This is a genomic window from Labedella phragmitis, from assembly GCF_004078635.1.
Lineage (GTDB): Bacteria > Actinomycetota > Actinomycetes > Actinomycetales > Microbacteriaceae > Labedella > Labedella phragmitis.
The window spans coordinates 878,091-895,219 of the sequence record NZ_RZNB01000001.1 but is presented as its reverse complement, the minus strand read 5'-3'; the positions used below and the strand labels follow the sequence as shown (position 1 = coordinate 895,219).

13 protein-coding genes and 1 pseudogene are annotated in these 17,129 nt (G+C 70.4%); 9 read left to right on the top strand and 5 right to left on the bottom strand.

Annotated features, from left to right (window positions below):
* Nucleotides 1-146 precede the first annotated feature (146 nt).
* Nucleotides 147-3,503 (bottom strand): LamG-like jellyroll fold domain-containing protein, encoded by a 3,357-nt coding sequence (locus ELQ90_RS04320; RefSeq protein ID WP_128493997.1) that lies wholly within the window; start codon nt 3,501-3,503, stop codon nt 147-149.
* A gap of 266 nt (nt 3,504-3,769) precedes the next feature.
* Here ELQ90_RS04320 and ELQ90_RS04315 point away from each other — a divergent pair, with 266 nt between their 5' ends.
* Entirely contained in the window at nt 3,770-4,699 is a 930-nt protein-coding gene (locus ELQ90_RS04315; RefSeq protein ID WP_243695991.1) for a phosphoribosylaminoimidazolesuccinocarboxamide synthase, read from the top strand.
* Nucleotides 4,700-4,703: 4 nt separating this feature from the next.
* Here the strand turns inward: ELQ90_RS04315 and ELQ90_RS04310 are convergent, their stop codons facing one another.
* Nucleotides 4,704-5,447, bottom strand: a complete 744-nt coding sequence (locus tag ELQ90_RS04310) for a hypothetical protein (RefSeq protein ID WP_128493995.1) — start codon at nt 5,445-5,447, stop codon at nt 4,704-4,706.
* 92 nt (nt 5,448-5,539) lie between these two features.
* Entirely contained in the window at nt 5,540-5,968 is a 429-nt protein-coding gene (locus ELQ90_RS04305) for a hypothetical protein (protein ID WP_128493994.1), read from the bottom strand.
* Nucleotides 5,969-6,253: 285 nt separating this feature from the next.
* Between ELQ90_RS04305 and ELQ90_RS04300 the strand changes: the two are divergent.
* Nucleotides 6,254-6,778, top strand: a pseudogene (locus tag ELQ90_RS04300) (VOC family protein); the annotation flags it as partial.
* Between the two features lie 43 nt (nt 6,779-6,821).
* On the opposite strand, the gene ELQ90_RS04295 reads toward ELQ90_RS04300, so the two are convergent.
* The gene (locus ELQ90_RS04295; protein ID WP_166408825.1) at nt 6,822-7,454 is read right to left on the bottom strand and encodes a TetR/AcrR family transcriptional regulator; all 633 of its coding nucleotides are present in this window, start codon (nt 7,452-7,454) and stop codon (nt 6,822-6,824) included.
* Between the two features lie 159 nt (nt 7,455-7,613).
* A complete protein-coding gene (locus ELQ90_RS04290) occupies nt 7,614-8,717 on the bottom strand; it encodes an alcohol dehydrogenase catalytic domain-containing protein (protein WP_166408823.1) in 1,104 nt (367 codons plus the stop codon).
* Nucleotides 8,718-8,911: 194 nt separating this feature from the next.
* Here ELQ90_RS04290 and ELQ90_RS04285 point away from each other — a divergent pair, with 194 nt between their 5' ends.
* The 7 genes from ELQ90_RS04285 (at nt 8,912) to purL (ending at nt 17,082) form a co-directional block, all read left to right on the top strand.
* On the top strand, nt 8,912-9,208 hold the full coding sequence (locus tag ELQ90_RS04285; RefSeq protein ID WP_128493990.1) for a phosphoribosylformylglycinamidine synthase subunit PurS: 297 nt from the start codon (nt 8,912-8,914) through the stop codon (nt 9,206-9,208).
* A complete protein-coding gene (gene purQ, locus ELQ90_RS04280; protein ID WP_128493989.1) occupies nt 9,205-9,900 on the top strand; it encodes a phosphoribosylformylglycinamidine synthase subunit PurQ in 696 nt (231 codons plus the stop codon). Before ELQ90_RS04285 ends, purQ begins: the two co-directional genes overlap by 4 nt.
* 18 nt (nt 9,901-9,918) lie before the next feature.
* Entirely contained in the window at nt 9,919-10,455 is a 537-nt protein-coding gene (locus tag ELQ90_RS04275; RefSeq protein WP_128493988.1) for a hypothetical protein, read from the top strand.
* A gap of 307 nt (nt 10,456-10,762) precedes the next feature.
* Nucleotides 10,763-12,385 (top strand): ABC transporter ATP-binding protein/permease, encoded by a 1,623-nt coding sequence (locus ELQ90_RS04270; protein WP_128493987.1) that lies wholly within the window; start codon nt 10,763-10,765, stop codon nt 12,383-12,385.
* Nucleotides 12,382-14,160, top strand: coding sequence for an ABC transporter ATP-binding protein (locus ELQ90_RS04265; RefSeq protein WP_128493986.1), 1,779 nt, complete (start codon nt 12,382-12,384; stop codon nt 14,158-14,160). The genes ELQ90_RS04270 and ELQ90_RS04265 overlap by 4 nt, the downstream gene beginning before the upstream one ends.
* Nucleotides 14,161-14,343: 183 nt before the next feature.
* Nucleotides 14,344-14,616: an iron-sulfur cluster assembly accessory protein gene (locus ELQ90_RS04260; protein ID WP_243695990.1), complete on the top strand. Its 273-nt coding sequence runs from the start codon at nt 14,344-14,346 to the stop codon at nt 14,614-14,616.
* A 159-nt stretch (nt 14,617-14,775) separates the two neighbouring features.
* Nucleotides 14,776-17,082 carry a phosphoribosylformylglycinamidine synthase subunit PurL gene (gene purL / locus ELQ90_RS04255; RefSeq protein ID WP_128493984.1) on the top strand — a complete coding sequence of 769 codons (2,307 nt, stop codon included), beginning with the start codon at nt 14,776-14,778 and terminating at the stop codon, nt 17,080-17,082.
* The last annotated feature ends 47 nt before the right edge of the window (nt 17,083-17,129 follow it).

Below are 17,129 nucleotides of genomic sequence, written 5' to 3'. Positions count from 1 at the left end.
AGAATCCGGACGGAGTCCGGAACCCGAGAACGCGGCCTTCACACGGAACTCCCAACCTCGTGTGCACGAGCCTCCCGTCGACATGATGACGGTCCCGCCTCGAGAGGCGGGACCGTCATCGGAGGTCGCGTCGGAAGACGCCGTCGTCACTCGGCGGGCGTCACCGAGTACTCGGAGAACGCGACGGTCGTCGCCGTCGTCGCAGAGGCGGAGAGGTAGAACGTGAGGCCCACGGCGCCGGGCTGTTGCAGCGCCGGAGTCGCATCGGACGCCGTCACCTGCCACTCAGCCGGTTCCGCGGTCTCGGACGCGACCCAGGCCTTCGCCGACACGGCGGTCGCCGAACCGCTCGGAGCAAGCTCGACCGCGAGCGTCACGACGTCGCCGCGCTCGTACGCCACCTGCGACAGGTTGACGGCTCTGAGGGTCGTCCCGGATCGCTGCACCTGCAGCTGCAGGACGCCATCGGCCTGGACGCGGACGCGCGCGGTGTATTTGTCGCTCCCCACCTGGCGGGCGTTGAGCTGCACGTACTGACCGCCGCCGACCGGGAGTTGGTCGAGCGCGAACGAGACGCGGGACTCGGACGCGCCGACCGCCACCCCGTTGAGCATCGCCGTGCGCGTCTGCCCGGGTGTGTTGGCCATCCGCCCGGAGCCGTTCGCGACCGAGAAGCCCGAAGCCCCGCCTGCCACGGTCCACGACCCTCCGGTGGAGGCCGCACCCCATCCGCCGGTCTGCGACCGTGCGAAGTCGTCGGCCGCGACCGGCGTCGGACCAGCGGGCTCCTCGGGTTCCTCCGGCTCCGGTGCCACGACGGTGACGGTCTCCTGGGCGGTCGCCGAGGCGCCGTCGGCGTCGGTGACGGTGAGGACGACGTCGTACGTGCCGGCCGCCGAGAAGGTGTGCGTCGCCGTGACGCCGGAGGCCGTGTTGCTCTCCGTCTCGGCATCGCCGAACTCCCACGCGTACTGGAGCGTCGAGCCGTCGGGGTCCGTCGACGCGGCTGCGTCGAACGCGACCGTGAGGCCGGTCGCGCTCGCCGTGAACGATGCGGTCGGCGGGACGTTGACGGGCTCGGGCTCCGGGTCGACCGCCACGTCGCCGGCGATCGCGGCGGTATGGGCGGCCACCTCTGGCGCCGTCAACTGCGTGCGGTAGACGGCGACGTTGTCGATGGACCCGGTGAAGGAGTCGCTCGTCGGGCGGTCGGGCCAGCCGGAGAGCGAGTAGCCACCGATGGCCCAGAAGCCGGAGTACGACTGCGCGCTGTACGTGTCCGTGCGGGAATCGACGAGGTCGCCGTCGACGAAGAGCTGCTGTCCACCCTGCCCCAGGGTGGCGACGACGTGATGCCACGCTCCGTCGTTGTACCGCTCGTCGGAGTCGACCATGCGCACGGAACCGGGGTACACACCGAAGTGCAGTCGGCCGTCGTTGCCCATGTAGAGCAGCCGATCGCGGTTGCCGCCGTTGGCGTTCGACGCTCCGATGATCAGCCCGCCCGTCGTCGTGGTCGTCTTGATCCAGGCCTCGAGACTGACTGTGTTCGAGAGCGGCTCGACGGGTCCGGACGTGGTCCGGGCCGTGCCGCCGAATCGCGTCGCGGCTCCGGAGCCGTCGGTCTCGGCACCCGCGACAGCGCGCTCGACGGGCGAACCCTGGATCGTCTGCGTGGACGCTCCTGCCCAGTCCGCGGCCGTGAGGCCGGCCGGTTCGTTGAGGGGCCAGTAGTGGCTCGGGACGTCCGCGAGGATCGCGGCGTCGTACGACGTCGCGGGCACGGAGTCCGTCTCATCCGCGTCGGCCATCGTGAACGACACCGTGCCGCTCGAGGTCGCGTTGCCGAAGGGGTCGATCGTGCGCACGCGGTACGTGTGCGTCGAGCCGGGCTCGATCCCCTCGTCGAGGAACGAGAGGGTCGGTCGATCGTAGAACGACGACTCGGCCGTGACGGTATAGCGGGGTTCGGAGCGACCGTCGCGAATGAGCTCGTATGTGAGGGACGCGTTGTCGACGTCGGTGTTCGCGGGCCAGGAGACGCGTGCCGTGCCGTCACCGACCACCGACACCGTCGGGGTCATGGTCGATCCGGAAAGCTGGGGGCCCTTGGCGTTCGGTGCGACGTCGGAGGTGGCGAACCGGGCGAGACCCTGCTGCTTCGTGCCGTCGATCGAGGTGAACTCGCCGCCGTAGAGCACGAAGCCGCCTCCGGCCGTGACGTCCCACGGCCCCTGCGTGAGCCCCGTGTACGTTCCGGCGTCGAAGTCCGGGTACCAGTGCAGCACATTGGTGGCCGGGTTGCCGGCGAAGTTCCCGTAGGTCCAGCCCGCGGGCGGCTGATTGTGGATCGTCGTTCCGTAGCTCGACTTCGAGTAGGCGACGGCGCGGTGGTACGCGTTCGGGTCGTTCGGGAATCCGCCCGTGTTGTCGCACGCGTGATTGTGGCCGGCCGTGTAGACGACATCACCGACCGCCTCGACGGAATAGGTGTCGCCGTGGCAGTCGGCGAGCCACACGAGGGAACCGTCGCTCCACGACGCGCGGAAGGTGCCCTCGGTCGCCTGACCGCCCTGGCTGTGCTGGTAGCCGACGCCGTACACGCTGTCGCCGTCGGAGGACAGGTCCATGAACGATGACTTGGTGCCGCCGTTGCGGAGGATCGAGTTCATCTTCCAGGGCAGCGACGCCCCGGTGTCGGCGGTCACCGCACCGATCCCCAGTCCGGGGTTGTTCGAGCCGTTGAGGGTCGTGAAACTCCCGGCGAGGACGAGCTTCGATCCGTCGGGCGAGATCGCGATGGCCTTCGAGGTGCCGCCGACGACGGCGGGAGCCCACGGAAGGAGGGCGGCGTTGGAGGGCGCGAGCGCCGCCGCGCGGGCCCTCGTCTCCTTCTGGACCGTGCCGAAGACGCCCGTGATGTAGACGGAGTCCGCCGTGACCGCGACGGCCTCGACGGTCGCACTGATGGTCGGGCGGAACGAGGAGACGAGCGTCATCGACGGCAGGTCGAATGCGGCGAGGCGGTACCGGGTCTGGCCGCTCACGCTCGTGAACGAGCCGGCCACGTAGAGGCGCTTGCCGTCGGGCGAGGCGGCGAGCGAGCGGACCTGGGCGTTGAACGACGGTGCGATGTCGGTGAGGAGCGCTCCCGTATCGAGGTCGTACGCGAGGAAGTTCGACCGCGGCACTTCACCGGTTCCCGCCGGAGCGCCGAAGGGTCGGGCGCTCGAGAATTCGCCCGCGACGTAGACCGTGTCTCCGACGACGAGCTGGTCCCAGACGACGCCGTTGATCTGCGGCGTCGGCAAGACGTCGGCCGTGACGGTCTCCGGAGTCCGCGGCGACGCCGGGTCGACTGGAGCGGAGTCGGCGAAGGCCGCGCCCGTCGGCAGTAGAGCGGCTGCCGTGACGGCGAGTCCGGAGAGAAGCGCGACCGTGCGCGTGAGTCGGGGGGACCGCCGGGTCGGGAACGGTTCGGGTTGTCCTGCTCGGGTGCGCACTGTACTCCACTCGTTTCGACCGTGGCCACGCGCGCCCGGCGATCGACGTGGCGATCGAACCGAGGGGCGTGGACCCGAAGATGACTGATCCTCACATCGAGGCTGCCAGTCACCCGGCGTTCGCACCAACTCGTGCGTACCCCCAATAGGGGGGTCACGAGGGGATGGATGCGGGAGGACGAGCGCTCATCGACGCGATGAGCGAGCCCTCGACCACCGCTCTGACCGGGACACGGCGGCAGAGGCATCTCCGCGATAATGGTCGGGTGACCTCGACTCCCCACGAACTCCCCGGTTGGACGCACGTGTATTCGGGGAAGGTCCGCGATCTCTACCGCCCAGACCCCGCGTCGGGAATCCCGACCGCTCCCGAGGGAACGATGCTCGTCGTCGCGAGCGATCGCGTGAGCGCCTTCGACCACGTCCTCTCGCCCGGCATCCCCGGGAAGGGCGAACTGCTCACGACGCTCAGCCTGTGGTGGTTCGACGCGCTGTCGGACGTGCCGAACCACCTGCACGCGGATCACGCCATCGACGACGCGGCGGAATCGGGTGCTCGGAGTCTGATCCCGTCGGAGGTCGCCGGCCGGTCGATGCTCGTCCGCGCCCTCGACATGTTCCCGATCGAGTGCGTCGTCCGCGGCTACATCACGGGCACGGGGTGGCTCGAGTACCAGGAGAGCGGCACTGTCTGCGGCATTGCCCTCCCGTCGGGCCTTTCCAACGGCGATCGACTCCCCGAGCCGTTGTTCACGCCGGCCTTCAAGGCCGAGCTCGGCGAGCACGACGAGAACATCACCTTCGAACGCGTCGTCGAACTCGTGGGCCGGGAGGACGCCGAGGCGCTCAGGGCACTGTCGCTCTCCGTGTACGGGCGGGCGGCGGCGATCGCGGAATCGCGCGACCTGATCCTCGCGGACACGAAGTTCGAGTTCGGACGGGACGCCGCGTCCGGCGTCATCGCCCTCGCCGACGAGGTCCTCACGTCGGACTCGTCCCGCTACTGGGACGCCGCTGCCTGGAACTCCGGCACGACGCCGTCCGAGCGGATGGCGAGCTTCGACAAGCAGATCGTGCGCGACTGGCTCGCCGCCAACTGGGACAAGACCGGCACTCCTCCCGAGCTCCCAGAGGAGATCGCCGAGCGGACCGCGGCGCGCTACCGCGAGTTGCTCGAGCGGGTCACCGCAGCCTGACCCCTCAGCAGCCGGGATCGTCCGGGTTCTCGATGCAGTCGCCGTCGACGAGGACGGTCCTCGCCGTCCCGACGTAGGCGCCGATGGTCGCGCCCGTCGCGACGGTACCGGCGACCGTCGTCCAGGGCGCGCCGCCGAGGGAGTACTCGACTCGGTAGGAGATCTCGAGGGATACCGTGACCGTTCCTCGCTCGTCGTAGACGTGGGAGGTGGCGGTCTCGGTGAATCGCGGGACGCCGAGCTCGTCCCACGTCCGCCCGGCCGTCGCGACGGTGTCCGAGGAGCCATCGCCCCACGACCACGTGTACGAGGTCGGCGTGAAGCGCACGGAGATCGGTCGCTCGAGCAGCCTTCCCTCGGTCTCCTCGGAAGCGGCGCGGCCCGCCGCCGTGTCGGCGATGAAGTTGGCGGGAAGCCCCGTGAGCATCCAGCCGGACGGCTCCATCCGGATGACGGCGGCGCTCGGCGAGAAACTCGCGAGATCGGCCAGGGTGACTGGATGGTCGGGCGCCTCTTCCTCGGTGCACTCCGCCGCTACGGGACAGCCGTCGAGCACGTCTACGATCTGGCGCGGGTTGCCCCCGAGACCATCTCCTCCGATGCTCGGTTCGCTCGCTCCCGGTGCGACGCCGGCGGTTCCGTCGGAGGGGGCCGTCGGGCTCGAGCGGTCCGGTTGCGACCGCCCCGCGCCACCGCCCTCGCCCGTCAGATCGACCGAAGAACCATCCGTGTTCGAACAGAGACCCATTTCGAAACCGGTATCAACACAGGAGGACGCGGCATGAGCCGGCAATGCTGCGGACGTCCCGACCGCCAGAAGTAGTGTCAGACCGATTGCTGTCAGAGCTCGCACGAGGCGTCCACCGATGGTTCCGAGCCGGCAACGAGGAGTGGAGCAGAAGGGTCGACACGTTGAAGCGTGACCATCACGGCGAAGCGATCATCACGCTCCTTCGGCGTCACGTCGGTTCCCTGGGCGTCGAGCACGCGGACGCGGGAGACGTCACGGCAGACCTGCAGGACGACCTGGTTTTCGGACTCGTTGACGAGCTGTTGGGAATCGAATGACGTCGACCCCCTGGACCTCCAGGAATTCACCGCGAACACGTCATCGGCCGCAAGGCCCCGCAGGAAAGAGGGAGTGGCTAGGCCTTTTAGTTCCTCGAATTCTCCGTCGCCGTTGGCCAGCGCGAGATCGAGCGCCGCGCTGTAGCGGGTGTAGGCGTCGACGGCTTTCGCAAGAATCGCATCGTCCGGCTCGGTGGCCACCGGGGAAGGGACGGGTGACGATGCTGTGGGATGCGGCGTCGAGCAACCGACGGTGGTCGCGGCGAGAGCGAGGCAGACGCTGAGAGCGCGCAGCCGCTTCCGTCGTTCCATGTGATGTCCCCCCATCGCGGACACCCTACGGGAGCGGGAAGTTCCCGCGTCGAGCCCGTCCACAAGCGTGCGGTCCGCGGATGTCCGAGTCACCGGGATCAGCGCACCCACGGACCGACGGTGAGGAATGTCGCGGGCGGGGTGGCGGTTGTCGGGAGCATGGTCACTCCCGGGGCCTTCTACTTCACGGACCCCGAGGGCAACGGCGTCGAGCTCTACTGGGATCGCGCGCGAACGTCGTGGAGCTGGGTCCACGGCCGCGTCGAGATGGACACCCTCTACCTCGACCCCAACGCCTATCTGCGGGAGCACCTCACGGAGGAGGATGCAGCAGAGCCACCCGGCGGCGCCCAGGTCGGTCACGTCCACCTTTCCGTCGGTGACGTCGACACCGCGCGCGACTTCTACGTGTCGACGCTCGGCTTCGACGAGACGGCGGCCTTCGGCGGCTCAGCCGTGTTCGTGTCGGCGGGCGGCTACCACCACCACATGGCGATGAACGTCTGGAACTCCCGAGGCGCCGGTCCGCGGACGCCCGCGCTCGGACTCGGTCGCGTCGACATCGTCCTCCCGAGCACCGACGGCATCGGCGAGCTCGGCGAGCGCCTCGCGCATTACGGCGTGGCCACTCGCGACGACGGCGCTTCGGTGTCGTTCGACGACCCGTGGGCGAACCGAATCAGCGTCGCCCGCGCCTGAGTATCCGCGAGTCCGCGCAGGGGCGGAACCGGTGTCCGGTGGGTCAGGCGTCCGCGGGACTCCGGCGCAGCATGCGGTGGTAGCTGTCGAGGTCGACCGGTCCGGCCGCGAGGGATCCGCGGGGAGAGCCCGCCGGGCGGAGGCCGTCGAGCACGATGTCGAGCTGGCGCCGCCACTGGGTGATGTATTCGTCACCGTAACGACCGATGGACCCGAGCATCGTCGCGAGCAGGACGATGTCGATCGCCGTGACGTCCTTCCGCAGGTCGCCGTCGGCCTGGGCCTGCGCGACGAGCGCTGTCGTCGCGCCCGTGAATCGCATCGCCGGGCGGCGATCCGGGTCGATGATGCCGATGCGCGTCACGATCGTCGGCATCGCGGGGTCCGCGAGCAGCCAGAGGCCGAGTCGGTCCATGAAGTTGACGAGCGACTCCCACGCCGTGTCCTCGCCGCCGATCTCCGCGAGCAGCATGTCGACCTCGTCCATGGACCGCTCGAAGAGCGCCTGGACGAGCTCGTCGCGGCTCGCGAAGTTGCGGTACAACGTCGCGATGCCGACGTCGGCCCGGCGAGCGATCTCCTCGAGGGGAGCATCGATGCCCCGCTCCGCGATCACCGCTCGGGCCGCAACCAGCAGCTTCTCGTGGTTCTGAACTGCGTCCCGCCTCTTGGGCACGTGGAACCGGTCTCCTTTCGCCCCCTGAATGACGTCGCCCCCGACTGACAACCCAGTCTATTAGGCCCGGACGAAGGCACTTTTTTCTCCCTGTCCCCCATCCGCGTGACACGCCGTCGCCCGGATCCCGTCCCGCACCTCGGAAGGACCGGCCGGGAGTCAGCGCGACGCCGTCTCGATCCCGACGCGCACGGCGGGCGTGTCCGACGCGGCCCGGAGCGCCACATCGAGTCGTTCGAGGGGGTACCTCTCGGCGACGAGCCGCTCGAACGGGAATCGGTACCAGGCGTTGGAGATGAAGCCGACGGCCGCGGCGAGATGACGAGGGTCCGGGCGGTCGACGATCGTGATCGCGCCACCGGTGGCGGCTCCGGTCGAGATCACGACGGCGTCGTGGGAACGCACGGCGGCGTGCGGTCGAGCGGCCTCCTGGCCGCCATCGGTGTCGACGACCGCCGCGATGACGCGCCCGTCCGCCGCGGCGGCCGTCAGATCGCACACCGCCGAGACGGCACCGAACTTCACGGCACGCGATCGCCGCACGGCATCGGCCTCGACCATCACCACCCGGGCGCCCTCGTCGGCGAGCATCGCGGCGATCGTCAGCCCGACGAGTCCCGCTCCGACCACGACGACGCTCTCGCCGTCCACCTCCGTCGCCTCCGCGACGATCTCGAGAGCGGCAGCGGCGAGTGCCGTGGCGCACGGCACGGGAGCGAGGACGGCCGCCGGCACGATCTCAGGCACCGTGATGATCGCCGTCCCGGCGCGGACGAGGACGTGCGTCGCGAATCCCCCGCTCAGTTCCCACCCCCGCCGCAACCGGTCGGAGCCGTACTCCCGCGCGGTCGCGCAACCGCTCGGCGACCCCGCCCGGCAGGCGTCGCACTCCCCGCAGCCGATACGGCGCGACCAGACGACACGCATCCCCACGATGAGTCGGGCTCCGTCCGCCGTCTCCGCACCGTCGCCGATCGCGGCGACACGCCCTACCTGCTCGTGACCGAGGACGAGAGGAACGTTCGCCGTCCCGTCACCGCGGACGGTCGCGGCATCGACGGGGCAGACGGTGGCGAACTCGACCGCGACGAGGACATCGCCCGAGCCGAGGGACACTCCCGGAACCGCGATCGCGGCGTGCGGCGAACCGGGACCCTGCCAGACCATCGCGAGGGGGACGGGGCGCACGATGACGTCGCGGCGCTTCGGGCCGGCATCGTCCGGAGGCATGACGGGGGCAGCCGGACGTCGTGTCGCACGCATCGTTCCCCCCATCTCCCTCGTCGGCGAGCGGCGGTGCTCCAGCAGACGCCGCTCACGCTAGCCAGCGGGCCCCAACGGGTGGTGGACCGCCGGTGGACGGCGGGTGAACGTGCGGAAGCCGTCGCGGCCCGAGCGTCGGAGGCACCCGATAGGATGAGGGAGTTCCCGTCCCCCACACTCCAGGGAGTTCACCGGTGCCCACGATCGTCGTCGAGGTCATGCCGAAGGCCGAGTTGCTCGACCCACAAGGCAAGGCCGTCGCGGGAGCACTCACCCGCCTCGGTAACACCGACATCACGGGGGTGCGAGTCGGCAAGCGCTTCGAACTCACGACCGCAGGCCCCGTCGACGACGCGACGCTCGAGCAGGTGCGCGGCGTCGCCGTCGACCTCCTCTCGAACTCGGTCATCGAAGACGTCGTGGGCGTGAGCGTCGTCGACGGTCCCACCGTCTCCACCGAGTCGGCGCCGACCGAGACGGTCGCGCCGTGAGGATCGGCGTCATCACCTTCCCGGGGTCGCTCGACGACCGCGACGCGTTGCGCGCCGTCCGCCTCGCGGACGCCGAGCCCGTCGCCCTCTGGCACGGTTCGCACGATCTCGAGGGCGTCGACGCGCTCGTCCTGCCCGGCGGTTTCAGCTACGGCGACTACCTGCGTGCTGGAGCGATCGCGGCGCACGCACCGATCATGTCCGAGGTCATCGACGCTGCGGCCAAGGGCATGCCCGTGCTCGGTATCTGCAACGGCTTCCAGATGCTCACCGAAGCCCACCTCCTCCCGGGTGGACTCATCCGTAACGACGTCGGCACCTTCGTGCGCCGCGATCAGGCGCTGCACGTCGAGCAGACGAACACCGCGTGGACGAACGGCTTCACCGCGGGCCAGGAGATCGTCATCCCGCTGAAGAACGGCGAGGGCGGCTTCATCGCGTCGGACGACGAATTGGACCGCATCGAGGGCGAGGGCCGAGTGGTCTTCCGTTACCTCGGTGTCAACCCCAACGGCTCGCTCCGCGATATCGCGGGCGTCTCGAACGAGCGCGGCAACGTCGTCGGGCTCATGCCGCACCCCGAGCACGCGACGGAGCTGGGCTTCGGTCCCGACACGCGCGACGCGATGCGGTCGGGTACCGACGGGCTCACCTTCTTCACATCGGCTATCCAGGCACTGCAGGCCGTCTGAGTCGTTCGGGACGTGCGGATGCGACGAGTTCTCCCCCCGGTCACCGTCGCCGCCGTCGCCCTGGTCGCTCTGTCGGGCTGTGCCGGTGTGCCCGGTGTCCGCGACATCGGGATCGCCTCGCGAAGCTACAGCGGACTTCCCGACGGCATGGATCCGTTCACGGACGTGACCGTGGCTCCCACGATGGACCCTCCCCTCGTGTCCGTCGAACCCACCGACCTCGATCCCGCGCCCGAGACCGTCTCGCCCGAGGACCTCGATCCGACGGCGATTCCCGATACGGACTTCTCGCCGCGCGTCGCCTGGCTCTCCGACGAGACCCTCGCGATCGTGACGTTCGGCAGCTCCTCGTGCCCGGCCGCACCGGCGGCGCTCGATCTGATCGGCCCGGACGCACTCGACATCGCACTGAAGCGCACCGGCGGCGACGCGTGCACGGCGGACCTCGGGCCGACGACCTTCGAGATCGACGACCCGGAGGGTCTCGATCCATCGACGACGTACACGGTGACGTTCGACGGCCGATCGGCGAGCGTGCTCGAGCCGCTCTCCTGACCGTTCGACGGTTCCGTCGAACTCGCTCCACGTCGAAACCGTCGGGCGCGCACCTGCTCCGCAACCCACTCCGAGCATCCGGATTCCGGGAGATGATGAGGTCGTGAATCATGCGTCGACGGGATCCCCTGCGCATCCCGCGACCAGCGGCGATGCCCGCACTGCGGCGACCGCGCCGCGACCCGCGGGCGGCGGGCACCCCGGTGGGCGGCCCGGACATCCGGGCCAGGGAGGCCTCCCGGGCGGTCACCCCGGTGGACGACCGGGGCATCCTGGTGCTGCGGATGCGACACCCGTCGATCCTCGCGTGCTCGCCGCGACAGCGCGCTCGGCGGCCGTTGTGCCGATCCTCCTCGCGCTCGTGTCGGCCGCGGCCCTCGCCGTCTTCTTCGTGCTCGTCGGCCACGTGCTCGACGCCATCGTCTTCCGCGACGCACTGACGGGACCCGTCGTCACCGGACTGATCCTCCTCCCCCTCGTCGCGGTCGCCTGCACCCTCCTGTCGTCGCGCTTCTCGGCGCGAGCGACGAGCGCGACGGAACGCCGCTTGCGGGGGCTCGTCCTCGGCCACGTCTTCGGGCTCGGCGTGATGCGGCGCCCGGCGGCCGCGTCCGGACGACTGGTCTCGGCGGCGACGACCGACGTGGAGAAGGCCTCGGCGTACCGCGCCGGTTTCGTGGGCCCGATCGCGGGAACCATGGCGGGCCCCGTCCTCGTGATCGTGGTCATCGGTCTCGCGGTCGACGTCGTCTCCGCGCTCTGGCTCGCGATCGCGATTCCCGTCATCCCCCTCGTGGTGGGCGGCTTCCAACGCGCCTTCCGGACGGTGAGCGGGTCGTACCGCCGGAGCACGGCGATGCTCTCCGGCGCGTTCCTCGAGGCGGTGCAGGGCCTGTCGACCCTCGTGCTCCACCGTGCGGAGGGCCGCACGGGCCGCGATCTCGCCGCTCGCGGCGAGGACAACCGACGCCAGGTCATGCGCCTGCTGGCCGTGAACCAGCTCCTCATCCTCGTCGTCGACGCAGCCTTCTCGCTCGGGACGCTCGCGCTCGCGGCGACCCTCGCCGTCGTGCGGCTCCTCGACGGGACCCTCACGCCCGGAACGGCGGTCGCCCTCGTCCTCCTGTCGACGCTCCTCACCGGACCCGCGGACATCGTGGGTCAGTTCTTCTACATCGGCGCCACGGGGCGCGCGGCCGAGCGCGGCCTCTCCGGTGTCCTCGCGGAACGCCCCTCCCTCCCCGCCGGCAGCGCCGTGCGCGTCGACCGCCCGTCCGTCGGCGGCCTGCCGATCGAGCTCGACCGTGTCACGGCCGGTTATGGCGACGGCGCTCCGGCGCTCCGCGACCTCTCACTGTCGATCTCCGCCGGCGAGCACGTCGCCCTGGTCGGACCGAGCGGCGTCGGCAAGTCGACGGTCGCCGCGCTGTTGAGCCGCCACCTGCTGCCGGAGTCCGGAGCGGTCCGGGTCGGTCCTCTCGACACCCGTGACGCGTCGGGGGAATCCGTGCGGAGCCTCATCGCCGTCGTCGACCAGCAGACGACACTCTTCACCGGCTCCATCGCCGACAATCTGCGCGTCGCGAAGAGCGACGCAACCGATGCGGAACTGGTCGCAGCCGTCGACGCGGCCGGCCTCGGTGCCGACGTCGCGCGGATGCCGCTCGGCCTCGACACGCCCGTCGGCGAGCGCGGGCTCTCGCTCTCCGGGGGTCAGGCTCAACGCGTCGCGATCGCGCGGGCGCTCCTGCGCGACACCCCCATCGTGATCCTCGACGAACCCACTTCGCAGGTCGACCTCGCCTCCGAGGCCGCCATCATCGAGGCCCTCCGCACCCTGTCGCGGGACCGCACCGTCATCACCATCGCGCACCGCGCGAGCGCCATCCGCGACGTCGACCGCGTCATCGAGCTCGGGGCGTCCTCGTGAGCGCCGCCGCTCCCCGCCGTCGCGATCTCGCCGCGTGGCTGCTCCGTCACACCCGCGGTCTCCTGGCGCCGCTCCTCCTCGCGATCGTCCTGCGCATCGTCGGGCAGCTCGTCGGAATCGCCCTTCTCGTCGTGGCCGTCAGCGGCGTGATCCGGGCGACCGCCGCGGACACCGCGGGTGCCGTCGGATCGATCGTGCTGCCGACGGTCGGCCTCCTCGTCGGTCTCGCCCTCGTGAAGGCCGTGCTGCGCTATCTCGAGCAGTACTCGGGGCACTACGTCGCGTTCTCCGCCCTCGCGTCGCTGCGGCGTCTGTTCTTCGACCGTCTCGCCCCGCAGTCACCGGCCGCGACCGACGGGGCGGCGAGCGGTGACCTGAGCGCTCGTGCCACACGCGACATCGACCGCGTCGAGGTGTTCTTCGCCCACACCCTCCCTCCCGCCACCTCCGCCGTGGTCGTCCCCCTCGTCGCCGTCGTCTGGACGGCCGTCGTGGTCGACCCGGTCCTCGCGCTGGTGATGCTCCCGGTCCTCGTCCTCGTCGTCGCCGTCGTCCCATTCCTCTCCGGCCGGCGCACGTGGCGGGCCACCGAGGAACGCGCCCGTGCGAACGGCCGGATCGCCCAGCACGTCTCCGATTCGGTCGCCGGCGTGCGCGAGATCGTCGCGTTCGATCACACGACGGAACGACTCGCCGGGCTCGATCGACTCGGTCGGGAGGCGGCACGGTCCGCGGAGCGCGTCGGCACCGTCGCCGGGGTCCGGGCGGCCCTCGTCCAGGTCGTGCAGTTCGGCGGCCTCGTCGTGCTGCTGCTCGTCGGCGCCGCGCGTGGGGCCGAGGGCACCGTCGGCTGGCCGGAGGTCGCGACGGCGATCGCCGTGCTGATCGGGATCGCCGGCCCGGCTCGAGCCGTCGACGGCTTCGTCGCCGACCTCGACGCGTCGTTCGCGAGCGCCGCGCGGCTGTTCGAGGTGCTCGAGCGCTCCCCTGTCGTGTCCGACCCGGAACCGGCCGTTGCGGCGACCTCGCGAGACGGCGGCGCTCCCGACGGAGCCGCCGTCCGCTTCACGGATGTCGAGTTCACCTACCCCGGCTCGCTCGAGCCCACCGTCACGGGGGTGACGTGGAGCGTCCCGATCGGTGCGCACGTCGCGATCGTCGGTGTCTCCGGCAGCGGCAAGTCCACGCTCACCTCGCTGCTCGCCCGGGTCTGGGACCCGCAGTCCGGTTCAGTCCATCTCGACGGCGTCGACCTCCGCGACCTCCCGCTCGAGGACGTACGCAGCCGCGTCGCGATCGTGAATCAGCGACCGTTCGTCTTCGGGCGATCCATGCGGGAGAACCTCGTGCTCGGCGCGCCGGACGCGACGGACGAGGACGTCGCGTCGGCGCTGCACGTCGCGGCCCTCGACGAGGTCGTCGCCGCACTGCCGCAGGGCCTCGAGACGCCCCTCCGCGAGCGCGGTGCCCGCTTGTCCGGCGGACAGTTGCAGCGCCTCGCACTCGCCCGCGCCGTCATCACGGATCCGGAGGTCCTCGTGCTCGACGAGTCCACCGGAGCGCTCGATCCGGCGACGGAGCGCACCGTCCGCGAGCGACTCGCCGTCTGGGCGGGCGGGCGCCGGACCATCGTCGAGGTCACCCACCGCGTCGACCAGGTCATGGGCGTCGACCGTGTGCTCGTCCTCGACCGCGGCGCCGTCGTGGAAGACGGGGCGCCGGCGGATCTCGCCGGGGCGGACGGCCCGTTCGCCGCCCTGCTCGCGCGCGTCTGACGCGTCGCACCCGCCCCGTCCCGCTCGCCTCGTGCTCGGTCCTGTTCCTCCGTGCCCCGTGTGCGGACCGTGGGAGTTGCCGCAGAGAGGGGACGATCCGGTTGATCTCACCGCCCGACCGCGGAATCGTAGCTGCACGAACGAGAACGAACGACCAACGTCAGGAGACGAATCTTGCTCACCATGACCGAAACCGCCAGCACGCTCGTCCGGACCATCACCGACCAGTCCGTCGGAACGACGGAGGGCGGCTTGCGCATCAGCCAGGCCGACAGCACGACGGACTTCGCCGTCGACGTCGTTCCCGCCCCCGAGGCCGCCGACCAGATCATCGAGCGCGAGGGCGCCAGGGTCTTCCTCGAGGAGAACGCGGCGACCGCACTCTCGGACCGCATCCTCGACGCCCAGCTCGACGAGAACAACGCGGTGCGCTTCTCCCTCGGACTTCCGGCCTGACGTCACACCTCAGTCGGACGGACGACGCCCTCGCCTCGGTGATCCCGGAGCGGGGGCGTCGTCCGTGTCGGCGGCAGTAGGATTGGCGGGACAGCTCGTCATCGCACCAGCCCCCTTCCGCATCGCGAAGCCCGCCCGTACCGAGGAGCCCCAAGCGCCGTGAGCACCCCCGCGTCCCCCACCGCCGTCGCAGACACCGTCGAGAACGCGAAAGCCACGCCCGAGAAGGAGCAGCCGTACGGCGCCCTCGGACTGAAGCCCGACGAGTACGACCGCATCAAGGAGATCCTCGGTCGCCGCCCCACATCGGGCGAACTCGCGATGTACTCGGTGATGTGGAGCGAACACTGCTCCTACAAGTCGAGCAAGATCTACCTCCGGCAGTTCGGCCAGAAGGTCACGCCCGAGATGACGAAGAACCTCATGGTCGGCATGGGAGAGAACGCCGGCGTCGTCGACATCGGCGAAGGCTGGGCCGTCACCTTCAAGGTGGAGAGCCACAACCACCCCTCCTACATCGAACCCTTCCAGGGCGCCGCGACCGGCGTCGGCGGCATCGTGCGCGACATCATCTCGATGGGAGCGCGCCCGGTCGCCGTCATGGACCAGTTGCGCTTCGGCAAGATCGACGACCCCGACACGGCACGTGTCGTCCACGGCGTCGTGTCCGGTATCTCCTTCTACGGAAACTGCCTCGGACTCCCGAACATCGGCGGCGAGACCTACTTCGACCCGGTGTACCAGGGCAACCCGCTCGTCAACGCCCTTTCCGTCGGTGTCCTCCGCCACGAGGACCTGCATCTCGCGAACGCGTCCGGCGCGGGCAACAAGGTCGTGCTCTTCGGCGCCCGGACGGGCGGCGACGGCATCGGCGGGGCCTCCATCCTCGCGTCGGACTCGTTCGACAGCACGGGACCGACGAAGCGCCCCGCCGTCCAGGTCGGGGACCCCTTCGCCGAGAAGGTCCTCATCGAGTGCTGTCTCGAGCTCTACCGCGACGGCCTCGTCCAGGGCATCCAGGATCTCGGCGCCGCCGGCATCTCGTGCGCCACGAGCGAGCTCGCCTCGAACGGCGACGGCGGCATGCACGTCGAGCTCTCCCACGTCCTGCTGCGCGACCCCTCGCTCACTCCCGAGGAGATCCTCATGTCGGAGTCGCAGGAGCGCATGATGGCGGTCGTCGAGCCCGAGAAGCTCGACGAGTTCCTCGCCGTCACGGCGAAGTGGGACGTCGAGACGAGCGTGCTCGGCGAGGTCACCGAGACGGGCCGTCTCGTGATCGACTGGCACGGCGAGGAGATCGTCAACGTCGACCCGCGCACCGTCGCCGTCGACGGCCCCGTGTACGAGCGCCCCGTCGCGTACCCGACGTGGATCGACGCGCTCAACGCCGACACGGCCGCCGTCCTCCCCCGGCCCGAGTCGAGCGAGGACGTGCTCGCGCAGTTCCTCTCCCTCGTCGCGTCGCCCAATCTCGCGTCGAAGAACTGGATCACCGACCAGTACGACTACTACGTGCTCGGCAACACGGCACTCAGCTTCCCCGACGACGGCGGCATGATCCGCGTCGACGAGGAGTCCGGGCTCGGATTCGCGATCGCGACCGACGCGAACGGCCGCTACTGCCAGCTCGACCCCAGCCAGGGAGCGAAGCTCGCCCTCGCCGAGGCGTACCGCAACGTGGCCGTGTCCGGCGCCGTCCCCGCGGCCGTCACCGACTGCCTCAACTTCGGCTCTCCCGAGAACCCCGAGGTCATGTGGCAGTTCTCGCAAGCCGTCGAGGGCCTCTCCGACGCGTGCCTCGAACTCGGCATCCCCGTCACGGGCGGCAACGTGTCGTTCTACAACCAGACGGGCGACACCCCGATCTTCCCGACGCCCGTCGTCGGCGTCCTCGGCGTGATCGACGACGTCGCGCGCCGCGTTCCGTCCGGCTGGCAGGACGAGGGACACAACATCTACCTCCTCGGCACGACGCAGGAGGAGTTCGACGGTTCGGCGTGGGCAGCAACCGTTCACGGCCACCTCGGCGGCCGTCCGCCGGCCGTCGACCTCGACGCGGAGAAGGCCCTCGCCGGTCTCCTCCACGCCGCGTCGCAGCAGTCGCTGCTCGCGTCGGCGCACGACCTCTCGGACGGCGGGCTCGCCCAGGCGGTGGCCGAGAGCGTCATGCGTTTCGGCGTCGGCGCACGCGTCTGGCTCGGCGAGGTCATGCAGCGCGACGGCATCGACCTCACGACGGCCCTCTTCTCCGAGTCGACGGGTCGCGTCATCGTGTCCGTCCCGCGCGAGGACGACGTGCGCTTCCAGGCGTTGTGCGACGTGCGCGGCTACCCCGTGCTGCGCATCGGCGTGACGGACGGCACGGCGCTCGAGGTCCAGGACGTCTTCACGATCGAGGCCGAGGACCTGCGCACGCGGTCAGCCGCGACGCTGCCCGAGCACTTCGGCTCCGCCACCGTCTGATCGACGGATCATCACGGATCCCCGGGGGAATGCGATTCCCACCGGGG

Excerpts from the sequence above, each read along its gene's own strand:
- ELQ90_RS04310 (WP_128493995.1), bottom strand. The coding sequence starts at position 5,447 with ATGGGTCTCTGTTCGAACACGGATGGTTCTTCGGTCGATCTGACGGGC.
- ELQ90_RS04290 (WP_166408823.1), bottom strand. The coding sequence starts at position 8,717 with ATGCGTGCGACACGACGTCCGGCTGCCCCCGTCATGCCTCCGGACGAT.
- ELQ90_RS04275 (WP_128493988.1), top strand. The coding sequence starts at position 9,919 with ATGCGACGAGTTCTCCCCCCGGTCACCGTCGCCGCCGTCGCCCTGGTC.
- ELQ90_RS04260 (WP_243695990.1), top strand. The coding sequence starts at position 14,344 with ATGACCGAAACCGCCAGCACGCTCGTCCGGACCATCACCGACCAGTCC.